Origin of the sequence: Aeromonas encheleia, assembly GCF_900637545.1 — a bacterium.
GTDB classification, from domain to species: domain Bacteria; phylum Pseudomonadota; class Gammaproteobacteria; order Enterobacterales; family Aeromonadaceae; genus Aeromonas; species Aeromonas encheleia.
Genome location: NZ_LR134376.1, coordinates 544,851 through 561,375, shown reverse-complemented (window position 1 = coordinate 561,375; position 16,525 = coordinate 544,851). Strand labels below are relative to the sequence as shown.

Sequence of the window (16,525 nt, the reverse complement as noted above, 5' to 3'; positions counted from 1 at the left end):
GGCTAACCCGGCTACCCCAAATAAAGGGTGGCAGAGTTTAGCGGAGATCCGTCCAAATTGCAGGCATAAATCACCGCCTAAAACAGGCCGGCAGGATTGAATGGCGATCCGGTTGCAGGTTGCAGGCATCAATCGCCGCCTAAAACAGGCCAGCCAGATTGAATGGCGATCCGGCTACCTATGGCAGCCATAAAAAAACCGCCGGACAGGGCCGGCGGCAAGCTTGTTAATGGGAGCCCGATGCGGTTACAGGCTGTAGGCCTTCTCGCCATGACTGGTGACATCCAGCCCTTCCCGCTCCGCATCTTCCTTCACCCGCAGGCCGATCAGCAGATCCACCGCCTTGTATGCCACGGCGGAGACCACGGCGGTCCATGCCACCGTCACCAGTACGCCGATGATCTGGATCTTCACCTGCGCCAGGATGGAATAGCCCTCGGCGACCTGGTTGGTCACATAATCCCACACCCCGGTACCGCCCAGATCCGGGCTGGCGAAGACCCCGGTCAGGATAGCCCCCAGGATCCCGCACACCCCGTGCAGACCGAATACGTCCAGGCTGTCATCGGCCCTCAGCAGGCGCTTGAGACCATGCACACCCCACAGCCCGGCCACCCCGCTCAGGATCCCGATGATGAGGGCACCACCAACACCGACGAAACCGGCGGCAGGGGTGATGGCAACCAGGCCGGCAACCGCCCCCGAGACCGCCCCCAGCAGGGAGGGACGCCCCTTCATCAGCCATTCGGCAAAGGTCCAGGAGAGGGCGGCCGCAGCCGGAGCCAGCCAGGTGTTGATCAGTGCCAGTGCGGCTGTGCCGTTCGCTTCCAGCGCGGAACCGGCGTTGAAGCCGAACCAGCCGAACCAGAGCAGGGCGGCCCCTATCATGGTCATGGTCAGGCTGTGCGGTGCCATGGGGTCACGACCGTAACCCACTCGCTTGCCGGTCATGTAGGCGCCGACCAGACCGGCAACCGCCGCGTTGATGTGCACCACTGTGCCACCGGCGAAATCGAGCGCGCCATGCTGGAACAGGTAACCGGCGGTGGCCGTCGCCGCGGCCGCCGTGTCGGCCGAGGTGTAGGCATCAGGACCGGCCCAGTACCACACCATGTGCGCCATCGGAATGTAGGCGAAGGTGAACCAGATCACGGCGAACAGCAGCACCGCCGAGAACTTCATCCGCTCGGCAAAGCCACCGACGATGAGCCCGCAGGTGATGGCCGCGAAGGCGCCCTGGAACACCACATAGATGAGCTCGCTGATCCCCACCCCTTTGCTGAAGGTGGCGGCGATCGACTCGGGGGTGACCCCGACCAGCAGCACCTTGTCGAATGAGCCGTAGAAGGCTCCCCCTTCGGTGAAGGCCAGCGAATAGCCGTAGACCACCCAGAGCACGGTGATGAGGCAGAACAGGGTGAACACCTGCATCAGCACGCTCAGCATATTCTTGGCACGCACCAGGCCACCGTAGAACAGGGCCAGGCCCGGGACGGACATCAGGATCACCAGGATGGCCGCCAGCATCAGCCAGGTATTGTCTCCCTTGTTGATGGTCACGGTCGCCGCTGTCTGCACCACATCAGCCTGTGCAGCCACCTCTTCGGCCCAACCCGGGGCGGCCATGGTGGCGGTCAGCACCAGCAGGCCAGTCATTACGAGTCTCTTGAACATACAGCCCTCTCCTTCCCTGTCATCCCGGCACCTGGCCGGGTCCATTTCCTGATATGAATGTCTAACTTGGCTATTCACTCAAACCCACATCGGTAAATCGGTATTGCCCTGTCACAACCCTAGGCATGACCCCGCAGGGATCATCATGGCGACATGATTGTGTTAAAGCATAAAGCAGGCCAAAAAATAAATTACATAATATTCAATATCTTGTGTGATATTCGAAGAAGGGTTGCACCATGTTGGCGCACCTGGTTCACAAACAGGAACGAAATCGCACTCCCGCTGTGCAGAGCCGGGAGGGCGCACCAAGATGTGACAGGGGTCAGGAAGAATGCGGGTACTGCCTTTGCCAAGACGGCCAGCAGGGGTGAGCAGAGGAGAAGCCCCACTTGCAGCAAGTGAGAATCCTGGGCGTGACAGTGGGTGGAGGCACAGAGCATGGGCTGGCGGCCGCCGCCAAGCAACGGAAAAACAAAAGGCCATCCGTGAGGATGGCCTTTTGTCATTGAATTCTAAATGGTGCCCGGGGTCGGACTCGAACCGACACGTCTTTCAACGGCGGATTTTGAATCCGCTGCGTCTACCGATTTCGCCACCCGGGCAACTGCGAGGGATTATACGAATGGCGCTTGGGCATGCAAGGTGTTTTTCTCACGTCGGATCCCGTTTGCTCATTTATTCAACGCCTTGCCGATGTGGGGTCAGTTACATAGAATGCCCGCATCATATTAATGGAATAGCATCATGGCCAAGCGCAAGACAGTCTCCTCCCCGACCCCTCCCCCCCAGCATCCATATCCCTCCGCCGGTCTGCTGCGCCGCCTGGGCGCCCTGCTCTATGACTATCTGGTGGTCATCGCCCTGTTGATCATCGCCGGCTTCATCGGCATGGGGGTTGCCCAGTTGCTGCTGGCCACCGGCATGGCGAGCGTGCCCGAGGGCAAGGATGCCTCCTGGCTGCTGACCAGCCCGCTCTACAGCGCCTGGCTGGCCCTGGTGATCTGCGGTTTCTATACCTGGTTCTGGACCCGCGCCGGTCAGACCATCGGCATGCGCGCCTGGCGCCTGCGCATCCAGAATGTGGATGGCAGCAACATCCGCATCACCCAGGCCCTGATCCGGCTCGGGACTGCCGCCTTCGGACTCGGCAACCTGCTGTGCGTGATGAACCGCGAGCGGCCACGCGCCTTCCAGGACATCTGGTCCGAGTGTGAGGTGGTGGTGCTGAGCAAGCAGGAGAATCTGGAGCAGCTGAACAAATAAGGTAGCTTGAATGACAAGAAGGGCACCCCGGGGTGCCCTTCTCACTACCTGCCTCCATGGCCCGTATCGCCGTGGACAGCATGAAAAAAGGGCCCATGAGGGCCCTTTTCGTTTCGCCATCCGGCTATCGCCTGCGGCTCAGGATATAGAAGGAAATACCGCCGAACAGCAGGCTGGGGGCGATAGCGGCCAGGATGGGCGGCATCGCATACACCAAGCTGACGGGACCGAACACCCGATCGCTCACATAGACCGCGAAGCCGGTCATGATCCCCATCAGCATCCTCGCCCCCATGCTCACCGAGCGCAGCGGGCCGAAGATGAAGGAGGAGGCCAGCAAAATCATGGCCACCACAGAGAGCGGCGACAGCAGCTTGCGCCACATCTCCAGCTTGTAGCGCCCCGCATCCTGCTTGTTGGCATCCAGATAGCCGATATAGTCGCGCAGGCCGGAGATCGGCAGGTTCTCGGGATCTATGCTGACCACCCCCAGCTGTTTGGGGGTCAGCTCCGAGCTCCACGCCATCTGCTCATGCTTCTCGTCCTGGATCTGCTTGGGATCGTCGAAGCGGGTGATATGCACCCGCTTGAGCAGCCAGTGATGCTGTTCGAACACCCCCTCCTGTGCCTGTACGACGTCGATCAGAGCACGGGACGGAGTGAAACGGTACAGGGTGATGCCGGTCAAGGCTCCGTCGTTGCGTACCCCGTTGATATTGACGAAGTTGTTGCCATCCCGGGCCCAGACACCATAGGCCGAGACGGTCAGCCGTCCTTCCGACATGGCACCCGCCTTGATGTCATCCGCCATCCGCTTCGCGACGGGGGCCACATATTCCCCCATCAGCCCTACCAGCAACATCAGGGGGATCGCGGTCTTGAGCGCCGCCATCACTATGCTGATCTTGGAGCGGCCCGATGCCTGCATCACCACCAATTCTGAGGTGGTCGCCAGCTGACCGAGCCCGATGAGCCCCCCCAGCAGAGCCGCCAGCGGGAAGAACAGCACCGCCTCCTTCGGCATGGAGAGCAGCACGAAATAGAGCGCGTTGAGCATGTCATAGTTGCCTTCCCCCACCGCCTTGAGCTGCTCCACATACTTGATGAGCGCAGCCAGCCCGACCAGGGTCAGCTCACACAGCAGGATCGACATGAAAATGACCCGGCCGATATATCTATCGAGAATGCCAAACATCAGCCGAGACTCCCAGGTTGCAGCATCATGCTGATTTTCCCTTGAAATGCGGTGTATGAAACATGAATCGACACGGGGGCGACCCTGTTGATATGTCTGTCGAGAATGTCAAACATCAGCAGAGATCCCTATGTTGCAGCATCATGCCGATTTCATTTTGAAGAAGTGACTCTTCACCCCGTTCCACCAGGTCGTGCCATGCAGGTTGAGCGGCAGGCCGATTGCCAGCAGATAGACCATAGGCACCAGGAACATGCCGGGCCAGTGGGGCAGACGCCCGCTGTCGATGGCCGAGCGGGCGGCGCTGAGCAACAGGAAATAGGAGAGATAGAGCAGGATGGCGGGCAGCAACTTGGCATAACGGCCCTGGCGGGGATTGACCCTGGCCAGCGGCACCACCAGGAAGGTAAGCACCAGAATGGAGACGGGCAGCGACAGGCGCCACTGCAACTCGGCCATCAGCTGATTGTCCTGGGTGCCGAGCAGCGCCACGGTCGGCTTGGCCGCCGCCTTGCGGTTGGAGCGTTCCATCTCCTGCTGGCGGATCACCAGGCTGTACTCGTCAAAGTTGGAGATCTGGAACTGCTTGCCGGTGAACTGGCCCTCGTAGCGGGAGCCATCTTTCAGGGTCAACCACTGCAGGCCGTTGCTGTCGGCGGTCACATGCCCCTCGCTGGCCACCACGACGGAGGGCGGCGAGGTACCTTCGGCGCGCTGCAGCACGAAGATCTTCTGCAGCTCAGAGCCCTTGTCGTTCAGATCCTGGATGTAGGCGACCAGCCGTCCCTTGTCGAGCTCCATGAAGCGGCCCGCCTGCAGGAAGGAGATGCCCGGATCGGCCTTGAACTCGTCGATCACCTGATACTCGCGCTCCTTGGCCTGGGGCGCGATCCAGCCGGTGTTGAACGCCGCCACCGCCGCCGTCAGCAAGGCCAGCAGCATGGCGCTGCGCATCACGAAGCGGTGACTGAAACCCACGGCATGCATCACCGTCATCTCGCTTTCGGCATACAAACGACCATGAGCAAACAAAATGGCAAGGAACAGACTGATAGGCAGCATCAACAGCGCCATATTGGGCAGGTTGAGCAGCAGCAGGGTGGAAACCAGGCGCGTCGGCACCTCGCCATCGGCGGCATCGCCGATGATCTGGATAAATTGCTGGCTGACGAAGATAAGCAGCAGTACGAATAACACCGCCAGCTGGGTTTTCAGGGTCTCCCTGAACAAATATCGGAAAACGATCACAGTCATTCCCAAGTAAACTTGTGTTTTTAGTCGAATGCCTGAAAAATAGGGCCCTATATTGGATTTTTACCAGTTTGAACTGCGGAGCCTGTGGCTGTTCGCTCCGCCTCTGATACCCCAACAAGCACCGCATTATTCAATAAAAGGTGCCTTTTGTCTTTAGGATGTAGGAGATTCCATGGAGTTCAGTGTAAAGAGTGGCAGTCCTGAGAAGCAACGCAGTGCCTGCGTCGTGGTTGGCGTGTTTGAGCCCCGTCGCCTCTCTCCGGTCGCCGAACAGCTGGACAAGATCAGCGACGGCTACATCAGCTCGCTGCTGCGCCGCGGCGATCTGGAAGGCAAACCAGGCCAGATGCTGTTGCTGCATCAAGTACCGGGCGTGCTCAGCGAGCGCGTACTGCTGGTCGGTTGCGGCAAGGAGCGGGAACTCGACGAACGCCAGTACAAGCAGATCATCAACAAGACAATCACCACCCTCAACGAGACCGGGTCCATGGAAGCCGTCTGCTTCCTGACCGAGCTGCACGTCAAGGGACGGGATACTTACTGGAAGGTGCGTCAGGCGGTGGAAACCACCAAGGCGGGCCTCTACAGCTTCGATCAGTTCAAGACCAACAAGGCCGAACCGCGCCGCCCGCTGCGCAAGCTGGTGTTCAACGTGCCGACGCGTCGGGAACTGACCATAGGCGAGCGCGCCATCGCCCACGGCCTGGCCGTGGCGAAAGGGGTGCGGGTCTGTCGCGACGTGGCGAACATGCCGCCCAACATCTGCAACCCGGCTTACCTGGCCTCCCAGGCCCGTCGTCTGGCCGATGCCTATGACAACATCACCACCAAGGTGATCGGCGAGCAGGAGATGGCCGAACTCGGCATGAACTCCTACCTGGCGGTGGCCCGTGGCTCCGACAACGAAGCCATGATGGCCATCATCGAGTACAAGGGCAACGGCGACGCCAAGCCCATCGTGCTGGTCGGCAAGGGGCTGACCTTCGACTCCGGCGGCATCTCCATCAAGCCGGCCGAGGGCATGGACGAGATGAAGTACGACATGGGTGGCGCCGCCTCCGTGCTCGGCACCATGCACGCCCTGGCCCAGTTGCAGCTGCCCATCAACGTCATAGGCGTGCTGGCCGGTTGCGAGAACATGCCGGGTGGCAACGCCTACCGGCCCGGTGACATCCTCACCACCATGTCCGGCCAGACCGTCGAGGTGCTCAACACCGACGCGGAAGGGCGCCTGGTGCTGTGCGATGCGCTCACCTATGTCGATCGCTACGATCCCGAGACCGTCATCGACGTGGCGACCCTGACCGGGGCCTGCATCATCGCCCTCGGTCACCACACCTCGGGTCTGCTGGCCAACCACAACCCGCTGGCCCACGAGCTGCTGAACGCCTCCGAGCAGGCCGGTGATCGCGCCTGGCGCCTGCCGCTGTTCGATGAGTATCAGGAACAGCTGGAGAGCCCGTTCGCCGACATGGCCAACATCGGCGGCCGCCCGGCCGGTACCATCACTGCCGCCGCCTTCCTGTCACGCTTCACCAAGAAGTACAACTGGGCCCACCTGGACATCGCAGGTACCGCCTGGAAGAGTGGCAAGGACAAGGGCTCCACCGGTCGTCCGGTGCCCCTACTGACCCAGTTCCTGCTGAACCGGGCCGGCGTGGCGGATGTCGAAGACAAGGAGTGATTCCTCACGCCCGCCGCACCCTGTGCGCGGCGGGGAGGCGTTAACCCGTATCACAAGGAAGAGGCCCGCCTCTTCCTTGTTTCATTGAGAGAACTGGGGGAACCATGCCCGGCATGGCACCCCACCGACGGCCAATCGCTGTCCGTCACAGCCAAACGGGACCCAACCTGATGAGCCAAGTGACCTTTTACCTGATGAGTGAGCCGGATGACGCGCAGGCTTCCGCCGTCGAGCGGCTCGCCTGCCAACTGGCGGCCGATGGCTGGGGCGCGGGCCATCTCTATCTGCATTGTGTGGATCAGGCTCAGGCCGAGCGCCTGGACGAGCTGCTGTGGCAGCTGCCGCCGGATCGCTTCGTACCGCATCAGTTGCAGGGCGAAACCGGTCAGGCCCCGGTCGAGATCGGCTGCCAGCCACCGAAGCGGCGCTACGCCTGCCTCATCAATCTGGCCGAACAGACACCTTTGTTTGCAGGACACTTCGCTCAAGTGGTAGATTTTGTCCCCACTGACGAAACGCAAAAGCAGCAAGCCCGCGAGCGCTACAAGCACTATCGCCAGGCAGGCCATGCCCTCGAGATGAGGGATCAGCCCGTCCTTGCCGCACCGGATCCGGCGCAGCCCTGACTGCCGCCCCCGCGATCCAGACCCCATCAACACCAGAATTCATCCAGAATACGGCGAGACCATGGAAAAGACTTTTAATCACAACGCCATCGAACAGGCGCTCTACCAGCACTGGGAATCCCAGGGTTACTTCAAGCCCCACGGTGACACCAGCAAAGACTCCTTCTGCATCATGATCCCGCCGCCGAACGTCACCGGCAGCCTGCACATGGGTCACGCCTTCCAGCAGACCCTGATGGACACCCTGATCCGCTACAACCGCATGCAGGGCAAGAACACCCTGTGGCAGGCGGGCTGTGACCACGCCGGCATCGCCACCCAGATGGTGGTGGAGCGCAAGATCGCCGCCGAAGAGGGCAAGACCCGTCACGACTACGGCCGCGATGCCTTCATCGACAAGATCTGGCAGTGGAAGGAAGAGTCCGGCGGCACCATCACCCGTCAGATGCGCCGCCTCGGTGACTCAGTGGACTGGGAGCGCGAGCGCTTCACCATGGACGAGGGCCTCTCCGAAGCCGTACAGGAAGTGTTCGTGCGTCTGTATGAAGATGGCCTGATGTACCGTGGCAAACGCCTGGTGAACTGGGATCCCAAGCTCAACACCGCCATCTCCGATCTGGAAGTGGAAAACCGCGAGATCAAGGGCCACATGTGGCACCTGCGTTATCCGCTGGCGAACGGCGCCAAGACCGCCGAAGGCCAGGATCACCTGATCGTCGCCACCACCCGTCCCGAGACCATGCTGGGTGATACCGCCGTCGCCGTGAACCCGGAAGACCCGCGTTACAAGGCGTTGATCGGCCAGCACATACTGCTGCCGCTGGTGAACCGCCTGATCCCCATCGTCGCCGACGAACACGCCGACATGGAGAAGGGCACCGGCTGCGTGAAGATCACCCCGGCCCACGACTTCAACGATAACGAAGTGGGCAAGCGCCACAACCTGCCGATGATCAACATCTTCACCCTGGACGCCCACGTGCGCGCCGAGGCCGAAGTGGTCGACACCAACGGCAACCCCTGCACCGCCTATGACGCCGCCCTGCCGGCCGAATTCGCCGGGCTGGAGCGCTTCGCCGCCCGCAAGGCCATCCTGGCCAGGCTGGACGAGCTGGGCCTGCTGAGCGAAACCAAGGATCACGTGCTGCAACAGCCTTACGGCGATCGCGGTGGCGTGCCCATCGAACCCATGCTGACCGACCAGTGGTACGTACGCGTGGCGCCCATGGCCAAGACCGCCATCGAGGCGGTGGAAGATGGTCGCATCCAGTTTGTGCCCAAGCAGTACGAGAACATGTACTTCTCCTGGATGCGCGACATTCAGGACTGGTGTGTCTCCCGTCAGCTGTGGTGGGGTCACCGCATCCCGGCCTGGTATGACGAATCCGGCAAGGTCTACGTCGGTCGCGACGAGGCCGAGGTGCGCGCCAAGCACAACATTCCGTCCGTGACCGTGCTGCGTCAGGACGAAGACGTGCTCGACACCTGGTTCAGCTCCGCCCTGTGGACCTTCTCCACCCTGGGCTGGCCGAACAACACCGAAGCGCTCAAGACCTTCCACCCGACCGACGTGCTGATGAGCGGCTTCGACATCATCTTCTTCTGGATAGCCCGGATGATCATGATGACCATGCACTTCATCAAGAATGAAGATGGCACCCCGCAGGTTCCCTTCAAGACCGTCTATATCACCGGCCTGATCCGGGATGAAGAGGGCCAGAAGATGTCCAAGTCCAAGGGCAACGTGCTGGACCCGCTCGACATGATCGACGGTATCAGCCTGGCAAATCTGCTGGAGAAGCGCACCGGCAACATGATGCAGCCGCAGATGGCCGAGAAGATCGGCAAGCGCACCGCCAAGCAGTTCCCGGAAGGGATCGAGGCCCACGGCACCGACGCCCTGCGCTTCACCCTGGCGGCGCTGGCCAGCACGGGTCGTGACATCAACTGGGACATGAAGCGCCTGGACGGTTACAACAACTTCTGCAACAAGCTGTGGAACGCGTCGCGCTACGTGCTGATGAACACCGAAGAGCAGGATTGCGGCCTGAATGGCGGCGAGATGCAGTTCAGCCTGGCGGATCGCTGGATCCAGTCCCAGCTGCAGGTCGCCATCCGCGACTTCCGCACCGCGCTCGACACCTACCGCTTCGACATGGCCGCCGGCGTGCTGTACGAATTTATCTGGAACCAGTTCTGCGACTGGTATCTGGAGCTGACTAAGCCGGTGCTGGGCAAGGGCTCGGAATCCGAGCAGCGTGCCACCCGTCACACCCTGGTGACTGTGCTGGAAACCCTGCTGCGCCTGGCGCACCCCATCATTCCGTTCATCACCGAGACCATCTGGAAATCGGTGGCGCCGCTGACCGGGGTCCATGCCGACACCATCATGCTGCAGCCCTTCCCCGAGTTCGATGCCGCCAGACTGGATGAGACCGCCATGGCGGATCAGGAGTGGGTGAAGGAGTTCATCGTCGGCATCCGCAACATCCGCGCCGAGATGAACGTGGCGCCGAGCGTGGGCCTCAACGTGCTGCTCCAGTGCGACGCCAAGGATGCCCAGCGCGCCAAGGACAACGAGGCCTTCCTCAAGTCCCTCGCTCGCCTGGAGTCCATCCGCGTGCTGGCGGACGGCGACGTCGCCCCGCTGTCGGTGAAGAAGCTGATCGGCAGCACCGAGCTGATGATCCCCATGGCCGGCCTCATCGACAAGGAAGCCGAGCTGGCCCGTCTGGCCAAAGAGGTGGCCAAGCTGGCCGGTGAATGCGCCCGTATCGAAGGCAAGCTCGGCAACGAGGCCTTCGTGGCCAAGGCGCCGGAGGCGGTCATCGCCAAGGAGCGCGAGAAGCTGGAAGAGTACCGCCTCCAGCTGGTCAAGCTGGAAGCCCAACAGGTCGAGATCGCCGCCCTGTAAGCGACCCCGCTTCGCGACAAGCCCCCGTTTATCGGGGGCTTTTTTATTGGCTCACCGCCGGTCCCACCAGGCCGCAACTTCCAGAGGATGGCGGCTCTCGGTTGTCCAGCGCCCGGCAAGGCCGCTTTTCTGCCCCACGCAATTGAAAAATTAGCGAGCCCAGTCACCCGCTTTCACAAGCGCATCGCCCGTAAATTCATTACACTGCCAGCGATCTTTTCTATTTGGAGTGCTGTCGCAGTATGGAAATATTGATCCTGCTCGGATTGATTTTGCTCAATGGCGTCTTCGCCATGTCGGAAATCGCCATCGTCACCGCGCGCAAGGCCCGCCTCAGCAAGATGGCAAGCGAAGGCAGCCGCTCCGCCGCCATTGCGCTCAAACTGGGCGAGAATCCGACCCATTTCCTCTCTGCCGTCCAGATAGGCATCACCAGCATCGGCCTGCTCAACGGTATCTACGGTGAATCCCTGCTGGCACAACCCTTCGCACAATGGCTGCAGGAGTGGGGCCTCTCCGCCAAGAGCAGCAGCCTGCTCGCCACCGTCATCGTGGTGGTGCTGGTCACCTACCTCTCCATAGTGGTGGGGGAGCTGGTCCCCAAGCGCCTCGGCCAGCTCAATGCCGAACGCATCGCCTGCCTGGTGGCCCGCCCCATGCAGTGGCTGGCGACCCTGACCCGCCCCTTCGTCTGGTTGCTGTCGGCCTCGACCCATGCCAGCCTGCGCATCCTGCGGGTCGATCAGAACAACAGCAACAACGTCACCCAGGAGGAGATCCACGCCATGCTGGTGGAAGGCTCCGAGGCTGGCATCATCGAGGATCAGGAACACACTATGTTACGGAATGTGTTTCGTCTCGACGAGCGCAGCCTGGCCTCCCTGATGGTGCCGCGCAGCGACATCCGCTATCTGGATCTCTCCCTGCCACTGGAGACCAACCTGCAGCGACTGGTGGAGTATCGCCACAGCTTCTTCCCGGTCTGTGACGGCAGCCTGTCGGATCTGGTGGGCATCCTCAACGTCAACAAGGTGCTGCACGCCTACATCAAGGGGGAGCCCATCGATCTGGCGGCCCTCACCCAGGATGGCAGCCTGCTGCCGGAGACCCTCAACGGCCTCGAGCTGCTCAATCACTTCCGCGCCCACTCCGAGCACATGGTGCTGGTGGTGGACGAGTATGGTGAGCTGCAGGGGCTGGTCACCCAGCAGGATCTGCTGGAGACCCTGGCCGGTGACTTCCAGCAGGAGGATGGTGAGGACAACTGGGCATTCCAGCGCGCCGACGGCAGCTGGCTGCTGGATGGCCTCATCCCCCTGCCGGAGCTGAAAGATTGTCTGGAACTGGTCCGCTTGCCGGAAGAAGAAAAACATCACTATCACACCCTTGGAGGGCTTATCATGCTGCTCCTTGGTCGCCTTCCCCGGACCGGAGACCTGGTCACCCTGGAACAGTGGCAACTGGAAATTGTAGATATGGACGGCCTGCGCATCGACAAGGTGCTTGCCATGCCCTTGACCGACCAACCCAGCTAATCTGCGGAGTTTGCACGTATGGAGCAGTTTTACCACCTGGCTCACGCCTTCATTAATCAGGATCTGGCGACCCTGTCCGATCCCAAGATGGTCTTCATGGTCTATATCGTCCTGCTGACCTTCCTGGTGTTGGAGAATGGCTTCATCCCGACCGCCTTCCTGCCCGGCGACACCCTGCTGATCCTGACCGGCGTGCTCATCTATCAGGGCGTGCTGCCACTGGCGGTCATTCCGCTGCTGATCATGGCCACCTTCGTCGGTACCTGGTGCGGCTACATGCAGGGGCGCTTTCTCGGCCATACCCAGATGTACCACAGGCTGATGTCCCACCTGGACGACAAACACAAGGAGAAGGTGCATTACCTGCTCAACAAGTACGGCATCATCACCCTGATCACCGCTCGCTACATCGCCTTCGTGCGCACCGCCTATCCCTACATCGTCGGCGCCAACGAGATACCGCAGGGGCGCTTCCTCATCGTCAACCTGATCAGCTCCATCATGTGGATCTGCCCGCTGGTCGGGCTGGGTTATTACCTGAGCCACACCAAGCTGGCCGCACAGTATGAGTCCCAGTTCCTCAGCATCATCCTCTGCCTGCCGCTGGTGCTGCTGGTCGGCGGTTTGATCGCATTGATCTGGCGCTGGCTGAGCAAACGCAAGGCCCCCGCCTCCCGGGATTGAGGCAAAGGCTGAGACAAATCATCAGGGTCGCCAGGGGCGGCCCTTTTTTATGGAAATAATGACGAATTCCTCGCCGCCGCTCTTGTAAAGCAAGGGCAAAAATGAGTGAATCTAGCGCCTTTTTTCGCTGTGGATGGAGTCGGTTGTATGGGGTGTCGAATTCGCGCAATTGCGCTGCTGTGTGGGTTGGCTGGATTGCTCGGATTGCCTGCGGCCCTGGCGGCGCCCAACCCAGCCAATCTGAAGTTGCAATCGGGCAGTGCTCTGGTGATGGACGTCAACACGGGCAAGACGCTCTATCAGAAGAATGCCACCCGGGTGCGTCCCATCGCCTCCCTCACCAAGCTGATGACCGCCCTGGTGGTGCTGGATGCCCGTCAGAGCCTGAGCCAGACCCTGACCGTCGATCAGAACGACAGGGACAACATCAAGCACACCTATTCCCGGGTGCGTTTTGGCACCAAGGTGACCCGCCGCGATGCCCTGCACCTGGCGCTGATGTCCTCCGAGAACCGCATGGCCTCGGCCCTGGCTCGTCACTACCCGGGTGGCCGCTCGGCCTTCATCCGCGCCATGAACAACAAGGCCAAACAGCTCGGCATGCGCAACAGCCGCTTCTATGACTCCACCGGCCTGTCGACCCGCAACGTCTCCACCGCCCAGGATCTGGCCAGGCTCATCTCGGCGGCCTATCGCCAGCCGCTGATCCGCCAGTTCACCCAGGACACCAACATGGAGATGCGCTTCATGGCCCCGGCCTACAGCCTGATGTTCAACAACACCAACCCGCTGGTGAAGAATCCGGATTGGGACGTACGCCTCTCCAAGACCGGTTTCACCGACGAGGCGGGCCGCTGCCTGCTGATGCGCGCCAAGCCGGACCGCCAGGAGCTCGCCATAGTGCTGCTCAACTCGGTGGGCAAGCGCACCCCGATCGGGGATGCCAACCGAATTCGCAAGTGGCTCAAGAGCTGATCGCCTCACCAGAAATAAAAAAGGATGCCTTGGCATCCTTTTTTATTGCCCGCTGACGGGCGCTGGTTCGATGACGCCAACCGACGCGCCTGCACGCTCTGGGCGCAGCCAGGGCACTTTGCTGACTCCATACCATGACTGGGCAATGGAACGCCGTATGAAGCGATAGCGCAGGGGATAAGGCCTTGGGGCGGGACATGCCGGCACCCTGACGGAGGCGGCGCCGAGTGCGGCCGCAGCGCAGACATATCGTCATCCGGCGGCGGCCCATAAAAAAACAGCCCCGACCGAAGTCGAGGCTGTCTGTATGGTGCGCCCGGGAGGATTCGAACCTCCGACCACCTGGTTCGTAGCCAGGTACTCTATCCAGCTGAGCTACGGGCGCTCATTAACTGTTAACACTGCTTTCAAAATGGTGCGCCCGGGAGGATTCGAACCTCCGACCACCTGGTTCGTAGCCAGGTACTCTATCCAGCTGAGCTACGGGCGCTCACAAACTTTTGACACTGCTTTCAAAATGGTGCGCCCGAGAGGATTCGAACCTCTGACCACCTGGTTCGTAGCCAGGTACTCTATCCAGCTGAGCTACGGGCGCTCATAAATCTTTGATTTCACTTTAAATGGTGCGCCCGGGAGGATTCGAACCTCCGACCACCTGGTTCGTAGCCAGGTACTCTATCCAGCTGAGCTACGGGCGCCCTGATTTAAAACGATAAAAAAAGCCTACTTATCAGTAAGCCTTTTCTAAAGTGTCGACTTGCTGATGGTCAACACATGACTCTTGCTTGAGTCGTAATATGGTGCGCCCGGGAGGATTCGAACCTCCGACCACCTGGTTCGTAGCCAGGTACTCTATCCAGCTGAGCTACGGGCGCAAATGGCGGAGAAGGGGGGATTCGAACCCCCGATGCGGGTATAAGCCGCATACTCCCTTAGCAGGGGAGCGCCTTCAGCCTCTCGGCCACCTCTCCGTTTGCGGGGCTGATAATACTTCACAGGGATTTTTAGTCAAACACTTTTTTGGAGAAAACAGAGCGTTCGCTCAGCATTTGGTCAAAGAGTGGAATATTCAAACAATATCGGTACTTACCCTGTAGTTCCGCCCCCTGCGGGCCCATTCTGCCGGGCCAGAAAAACAAAAGGCGACACAGCAAGTGTCGCCTTAAAAGCAGCTATCGATGCGGCTTAGAAATTCGGTTGGCCCGGGACTTTCTCGGCCTGTATCCGCATGTAGATCTCTTCGCGGTGCACGGAGACCTCTTTCGGTGCGTTCACACCGATACGAACCTGGTTACCCTTAACGCCCAGCACGGTGACAGTCACTTCGTCACCAATCATCAGGGTTTCCCCTACACGACGAGTCAAAATAAGCATTCGCTTGCTCCTGTATCCTGTTTTGTATTTATATCGATATGCGACATTATCTTACAAAGATACCGATATGGTAAATGGTTGAAACTAAATCAATCAGGGATTGTTCCCCAAGGGCTGCTCATGAGGCTCATTATCCAGCCCGAAAGCGGAGTGCAACGCGCGCACCGCCAGCTCCAGGTACTTCTCGTCAATCACTACGGATATCTTGATTTCAGAGGTGGAAATCAACTGCATGTTGATCCCCTCCTCGCCCAATACCTTAAACATGGTGCGAGCGACGCCGGGGTGATTCCACATGCCGACCCCAACGATGGAGACCTTGGCGATCTCCCCGTTGCCCTGCACGCAGGCGGCCCCCAGCTCGGTGGCGGTCTCCTCCAGCAGCGCCCGGGCCCGGCGATAGTCATCCCGATTCACCGTGAAGGTAAAATCGGCGGTGCCATCCCCTAGTGTGTTCTGCACTATCATGTCGACATCAATGTTGGCATCGCTGATCGGATTGAGGATCTGCGCCGCCACGGTGGGCCTGTCCGGCACACCCAGAATGGTCAGGCTGGCCTCATTGCGATTGAACGCGATGCCGGATACCAGGGGTGCTTCCATCCTCTCATCTCCATATGTGATCAAGGTTCCCTCTCCGTCGACAAAACTCGACAGCACCCGCAGTGGCACGCGGTACTTGCCCGCGAACTCCACCGAACGGATCTGCAGCACCTTGGCCCCCAGGCTCGCCATCTCCAGCATCTCCTCGAAGGTGATGGTGGAAAGGCGCCTGGCCTTGGGCTCGATGCGCGGATCAGTGGTATAGACCCCATCCACATCGGTAAAGATCTGGCATTCATCGGCCTTGATGGCCGCCGCGACCGCCACCGCCGTGGTATCCGAACCGCCACGCCCCAGGGTCGTGATGGCGTTGTGCTCATCGCGGCCCTGGAAACCGGCGATCACCACCACCTTGCCCGCGCTCAGTGCAGACTGAACCTGCTCGGTATCTATGTGGCTGATCCTGGCCTTGCCATAGGCGGAATCGGTGTGGATACGCACCTGATCACCGGTCATTGAGACCGCAGCACAACCCCGTTTGTTCAACGCGATTGCCAGCAGCGCTATGGTGACCTGCTCACCGGTGGAGACCAGCACATCCATCTCGCGCCGATTGGCATCAGGATCCAGTTGCTGGGCCATGCCCAGCAACCGGTTGGTTTCGCCCGACATGGCGGACACCACCACCACCACATCGTGTCCTTGGGCTCGGCTCAGCTGAACCCGCTCAGCCACCGCCTCGATCCGCTCCAGCGTGCCGACCGAGGTGCCGCCGTACTTCTGTACATAAAGTGCCACAGA

The 16,525-nt window shown here is 60.6% G+C and carries 12 protein-coding genes and 7 tRNA genes; 7 read left to right on the top strand and 12 right to left on the bottom strand.

From position 1 onward, the window contains the following. Positions 1–246 precede the first annotated feature (246 nt). Positions 247–1,674 carry an ammonium transporter gene (amt, locus tag EL255_RS02640; protein ID WP_042652060.1) on the bottom strand — a complete coding sequence of 476 codons (1,428 nt, stop codon included), beginning with the start codon at positions 1,672–1,674 and terminating at the stop codon, positions 247–249. A 520-nt stretch (positions 1,675–2,194) separates the two neighbouring features. Beyond that, positions 2,195–2,279: transfer RNA gene (locus EL255_RS02635), tRNA-Leu, on the bottom strand. Positions 2,280–2,421: 142 nt separating this feature from the next. On the opposite strand from EL255_RS02635, the gene EL255_RS02630 reads away from it, so the two are divergent. Next, positions 2,422–2,940, top strand: coding sequence for an RDD family protein (locus EL255_RS02630; RefSeq protein WP_042652058.1), 519 nt, complete (start codon positions 2,422–2,424; stop codon positions 2,938–2,940). Positions 2,941–3,064: 124 nt separating this feature from the next. Here EL255_RS02630 and lptG read toward each other — a convergent pair whose 3' ends face one another. Together lptG and lptF are read right to left on the bottom strand one after the other, a co-directional pair. After that, complete coding sequence (lptG, locus tag EL255_RS02625; protein ID WP_042652057.1) at positions 3,065–4,135, bottom strand: LPS export ABC transporter permease LptG; 1,071 nt, start codon at positions 4,133–4,135, stop codon at positions 3,065–3,067. A 141-nt stretch (positions 4,136–4,276) separates the two neighbouring features. Further along, on the bottom strand, positions 4,277–5,389 hold the full coding sequence (lptF, locus tag EL255_RS02620) for an LPS export ABC transporter permease LptF (RefSeq protein WP_042652056.1): 1,113 nt from the start codon (positions 5,387–5,389) through the stop codon (positions 4,277–4,279). Between the two features lie 172 nt (positions 5,390–5,561). On the opposite strand from lptF, the gene pepA reads away from it, so the two are divergent. From pepA to pbpG, 6 genes are all read left to right on the top strand, one after another. Further along, positions 5,562–7,073: a leucyl aminopeptidase gene (gene pepA, locus EL255_RS02615; RefSeq protein WP_042652055.1), complete on the top strand. Its 1,512-nt coding sequence runs from the start codon at positions 5,562–5,564 to the stop codon at positions 7,071–7,073. A 170-nt stretch (positions 7,074–7,243) separates the two neighbouring features. Continuing rightward, a complete protein-coding gene (locus EL255_RS02610; protein WP_042652054.1) occupies positions 7,244–7,699 on the top strand; it encodes a DNA polymerase III subunit chi in 456 nt (151 codons plus the stop codon). A gap of 61 nt (positions 7,700–7,760) precedes the next feature. Then, positions 7,761–10,613, top strand: a complete 2,853-nt coding sequence (locus EL255_RS02605) for a valine--tRNA ligase (RefSeq protein WP_042652053.1) — start codon at positions 7,761–7,763, stop codon at positions 10,611–10,613. 242 nt (positions 10,614–10,855) lie between these two features. Beyond that, positions 10,856–12,148, top strand: a complete 1,293-nt coding sequence (locus EL255_RS02600; RefSeq protein WP_042652052.1) for a hemolysin family protein — start codon at positions 10,856–10,858, stop codon at positions 12,146–12,148. Positions 12,149–12,166: 18 nt separating this feature from the next. Further along, on the top strand, positions 12,167–12,832 hold the full coding sequence (locus EL255_RS02595; protein ID WP_042652051.1) for a DedA family protein: 666 nt from the start codon (positions 12,167–12,169) through the stop codon (positions 12,830–12,832). A gap of 147 nt (positions 12,833–12,979) precedes the next feature. Then, on the top strand, positions 12,980–13,807 hold the full coding sequence (pbpG, locus tag EL255_RS02590) for a D-alanyl-D-alanine endopeptidase (protein WP_042652050.1): 828 nt from the start codon (positions 12,980–12,982) through the stop codon (positions 13,805–13,807). A gap of 308 nt (positions 13,808–14,115) precedes the next feature. Here the strand turns inward: pbpG and EL255_RS02585 are convergent. From EL255_RS02585 to EL255_RS02550, 8 genes are all read right to left on the bottom strand, one after another. Beyond that, a tRNA-Arg gene (locus EL255_RS02585) sits at positions 14,116–14,192 on the bottom strand. Positions 14,193–14,220: 28 nt separating this feature from the next. Next, positions 14,221–14,297: transfer RNA gene (locus EL255_RS02580), tRNA-Arg, on the bottom strand. A 28-nt stretch (positions 14,298–14,325) separates the two neighbouring features. Then, a tRNA-Arg gene (locus EL255_RS02575) sits at positions 14,326–14,402 on the bottom strand. 26 nt (positions 14,403–14,428) lie between these two features. After that, positions 14,429–14,505 (bottom strand) — tRNA-Arg (locus tag EL255_RS02570). Between the two features lie 100 nt (positions 14,506–14,605). After that, positions 14,606–14,682, bottom strand: a tRNA-Arg gene (locus EL255_RS02565). Between the two features lie 3 nt (positions 14,683–14,685). Continuing rightward, positions 14,686–14,778 (bottom strand) — tRNA-Ser (locus EL255_RS02560). 214 nt (positions 14,779–14,992) lie between these two features. Next, positions 14,993–15,181, bottom strand: a complete 189-nt coding sequence (gene csrA / locus EL255_RS02555) for a carbon storage regulator CsrA (protein ID WP_005315760.1) — start codon at positions 15,179–15,181, stop codon at positions 14,993–14,995. Positions 15,182–15,274: 93 nt separating this feature from the next. Beyond that, positions 15,275–16,522 (bottom strand): aspartate kinase, encoded by a 1,248-nt coding sequence (locus EL255_RS02550; protein ID WP_042652049.1) that lies wholly within the window; start codon positions 16,520–16,522, stop codon positions 15,275–15,277. Between the last annotated feature and the right edge of the window lie 3 nt (positions 16,523–16,525).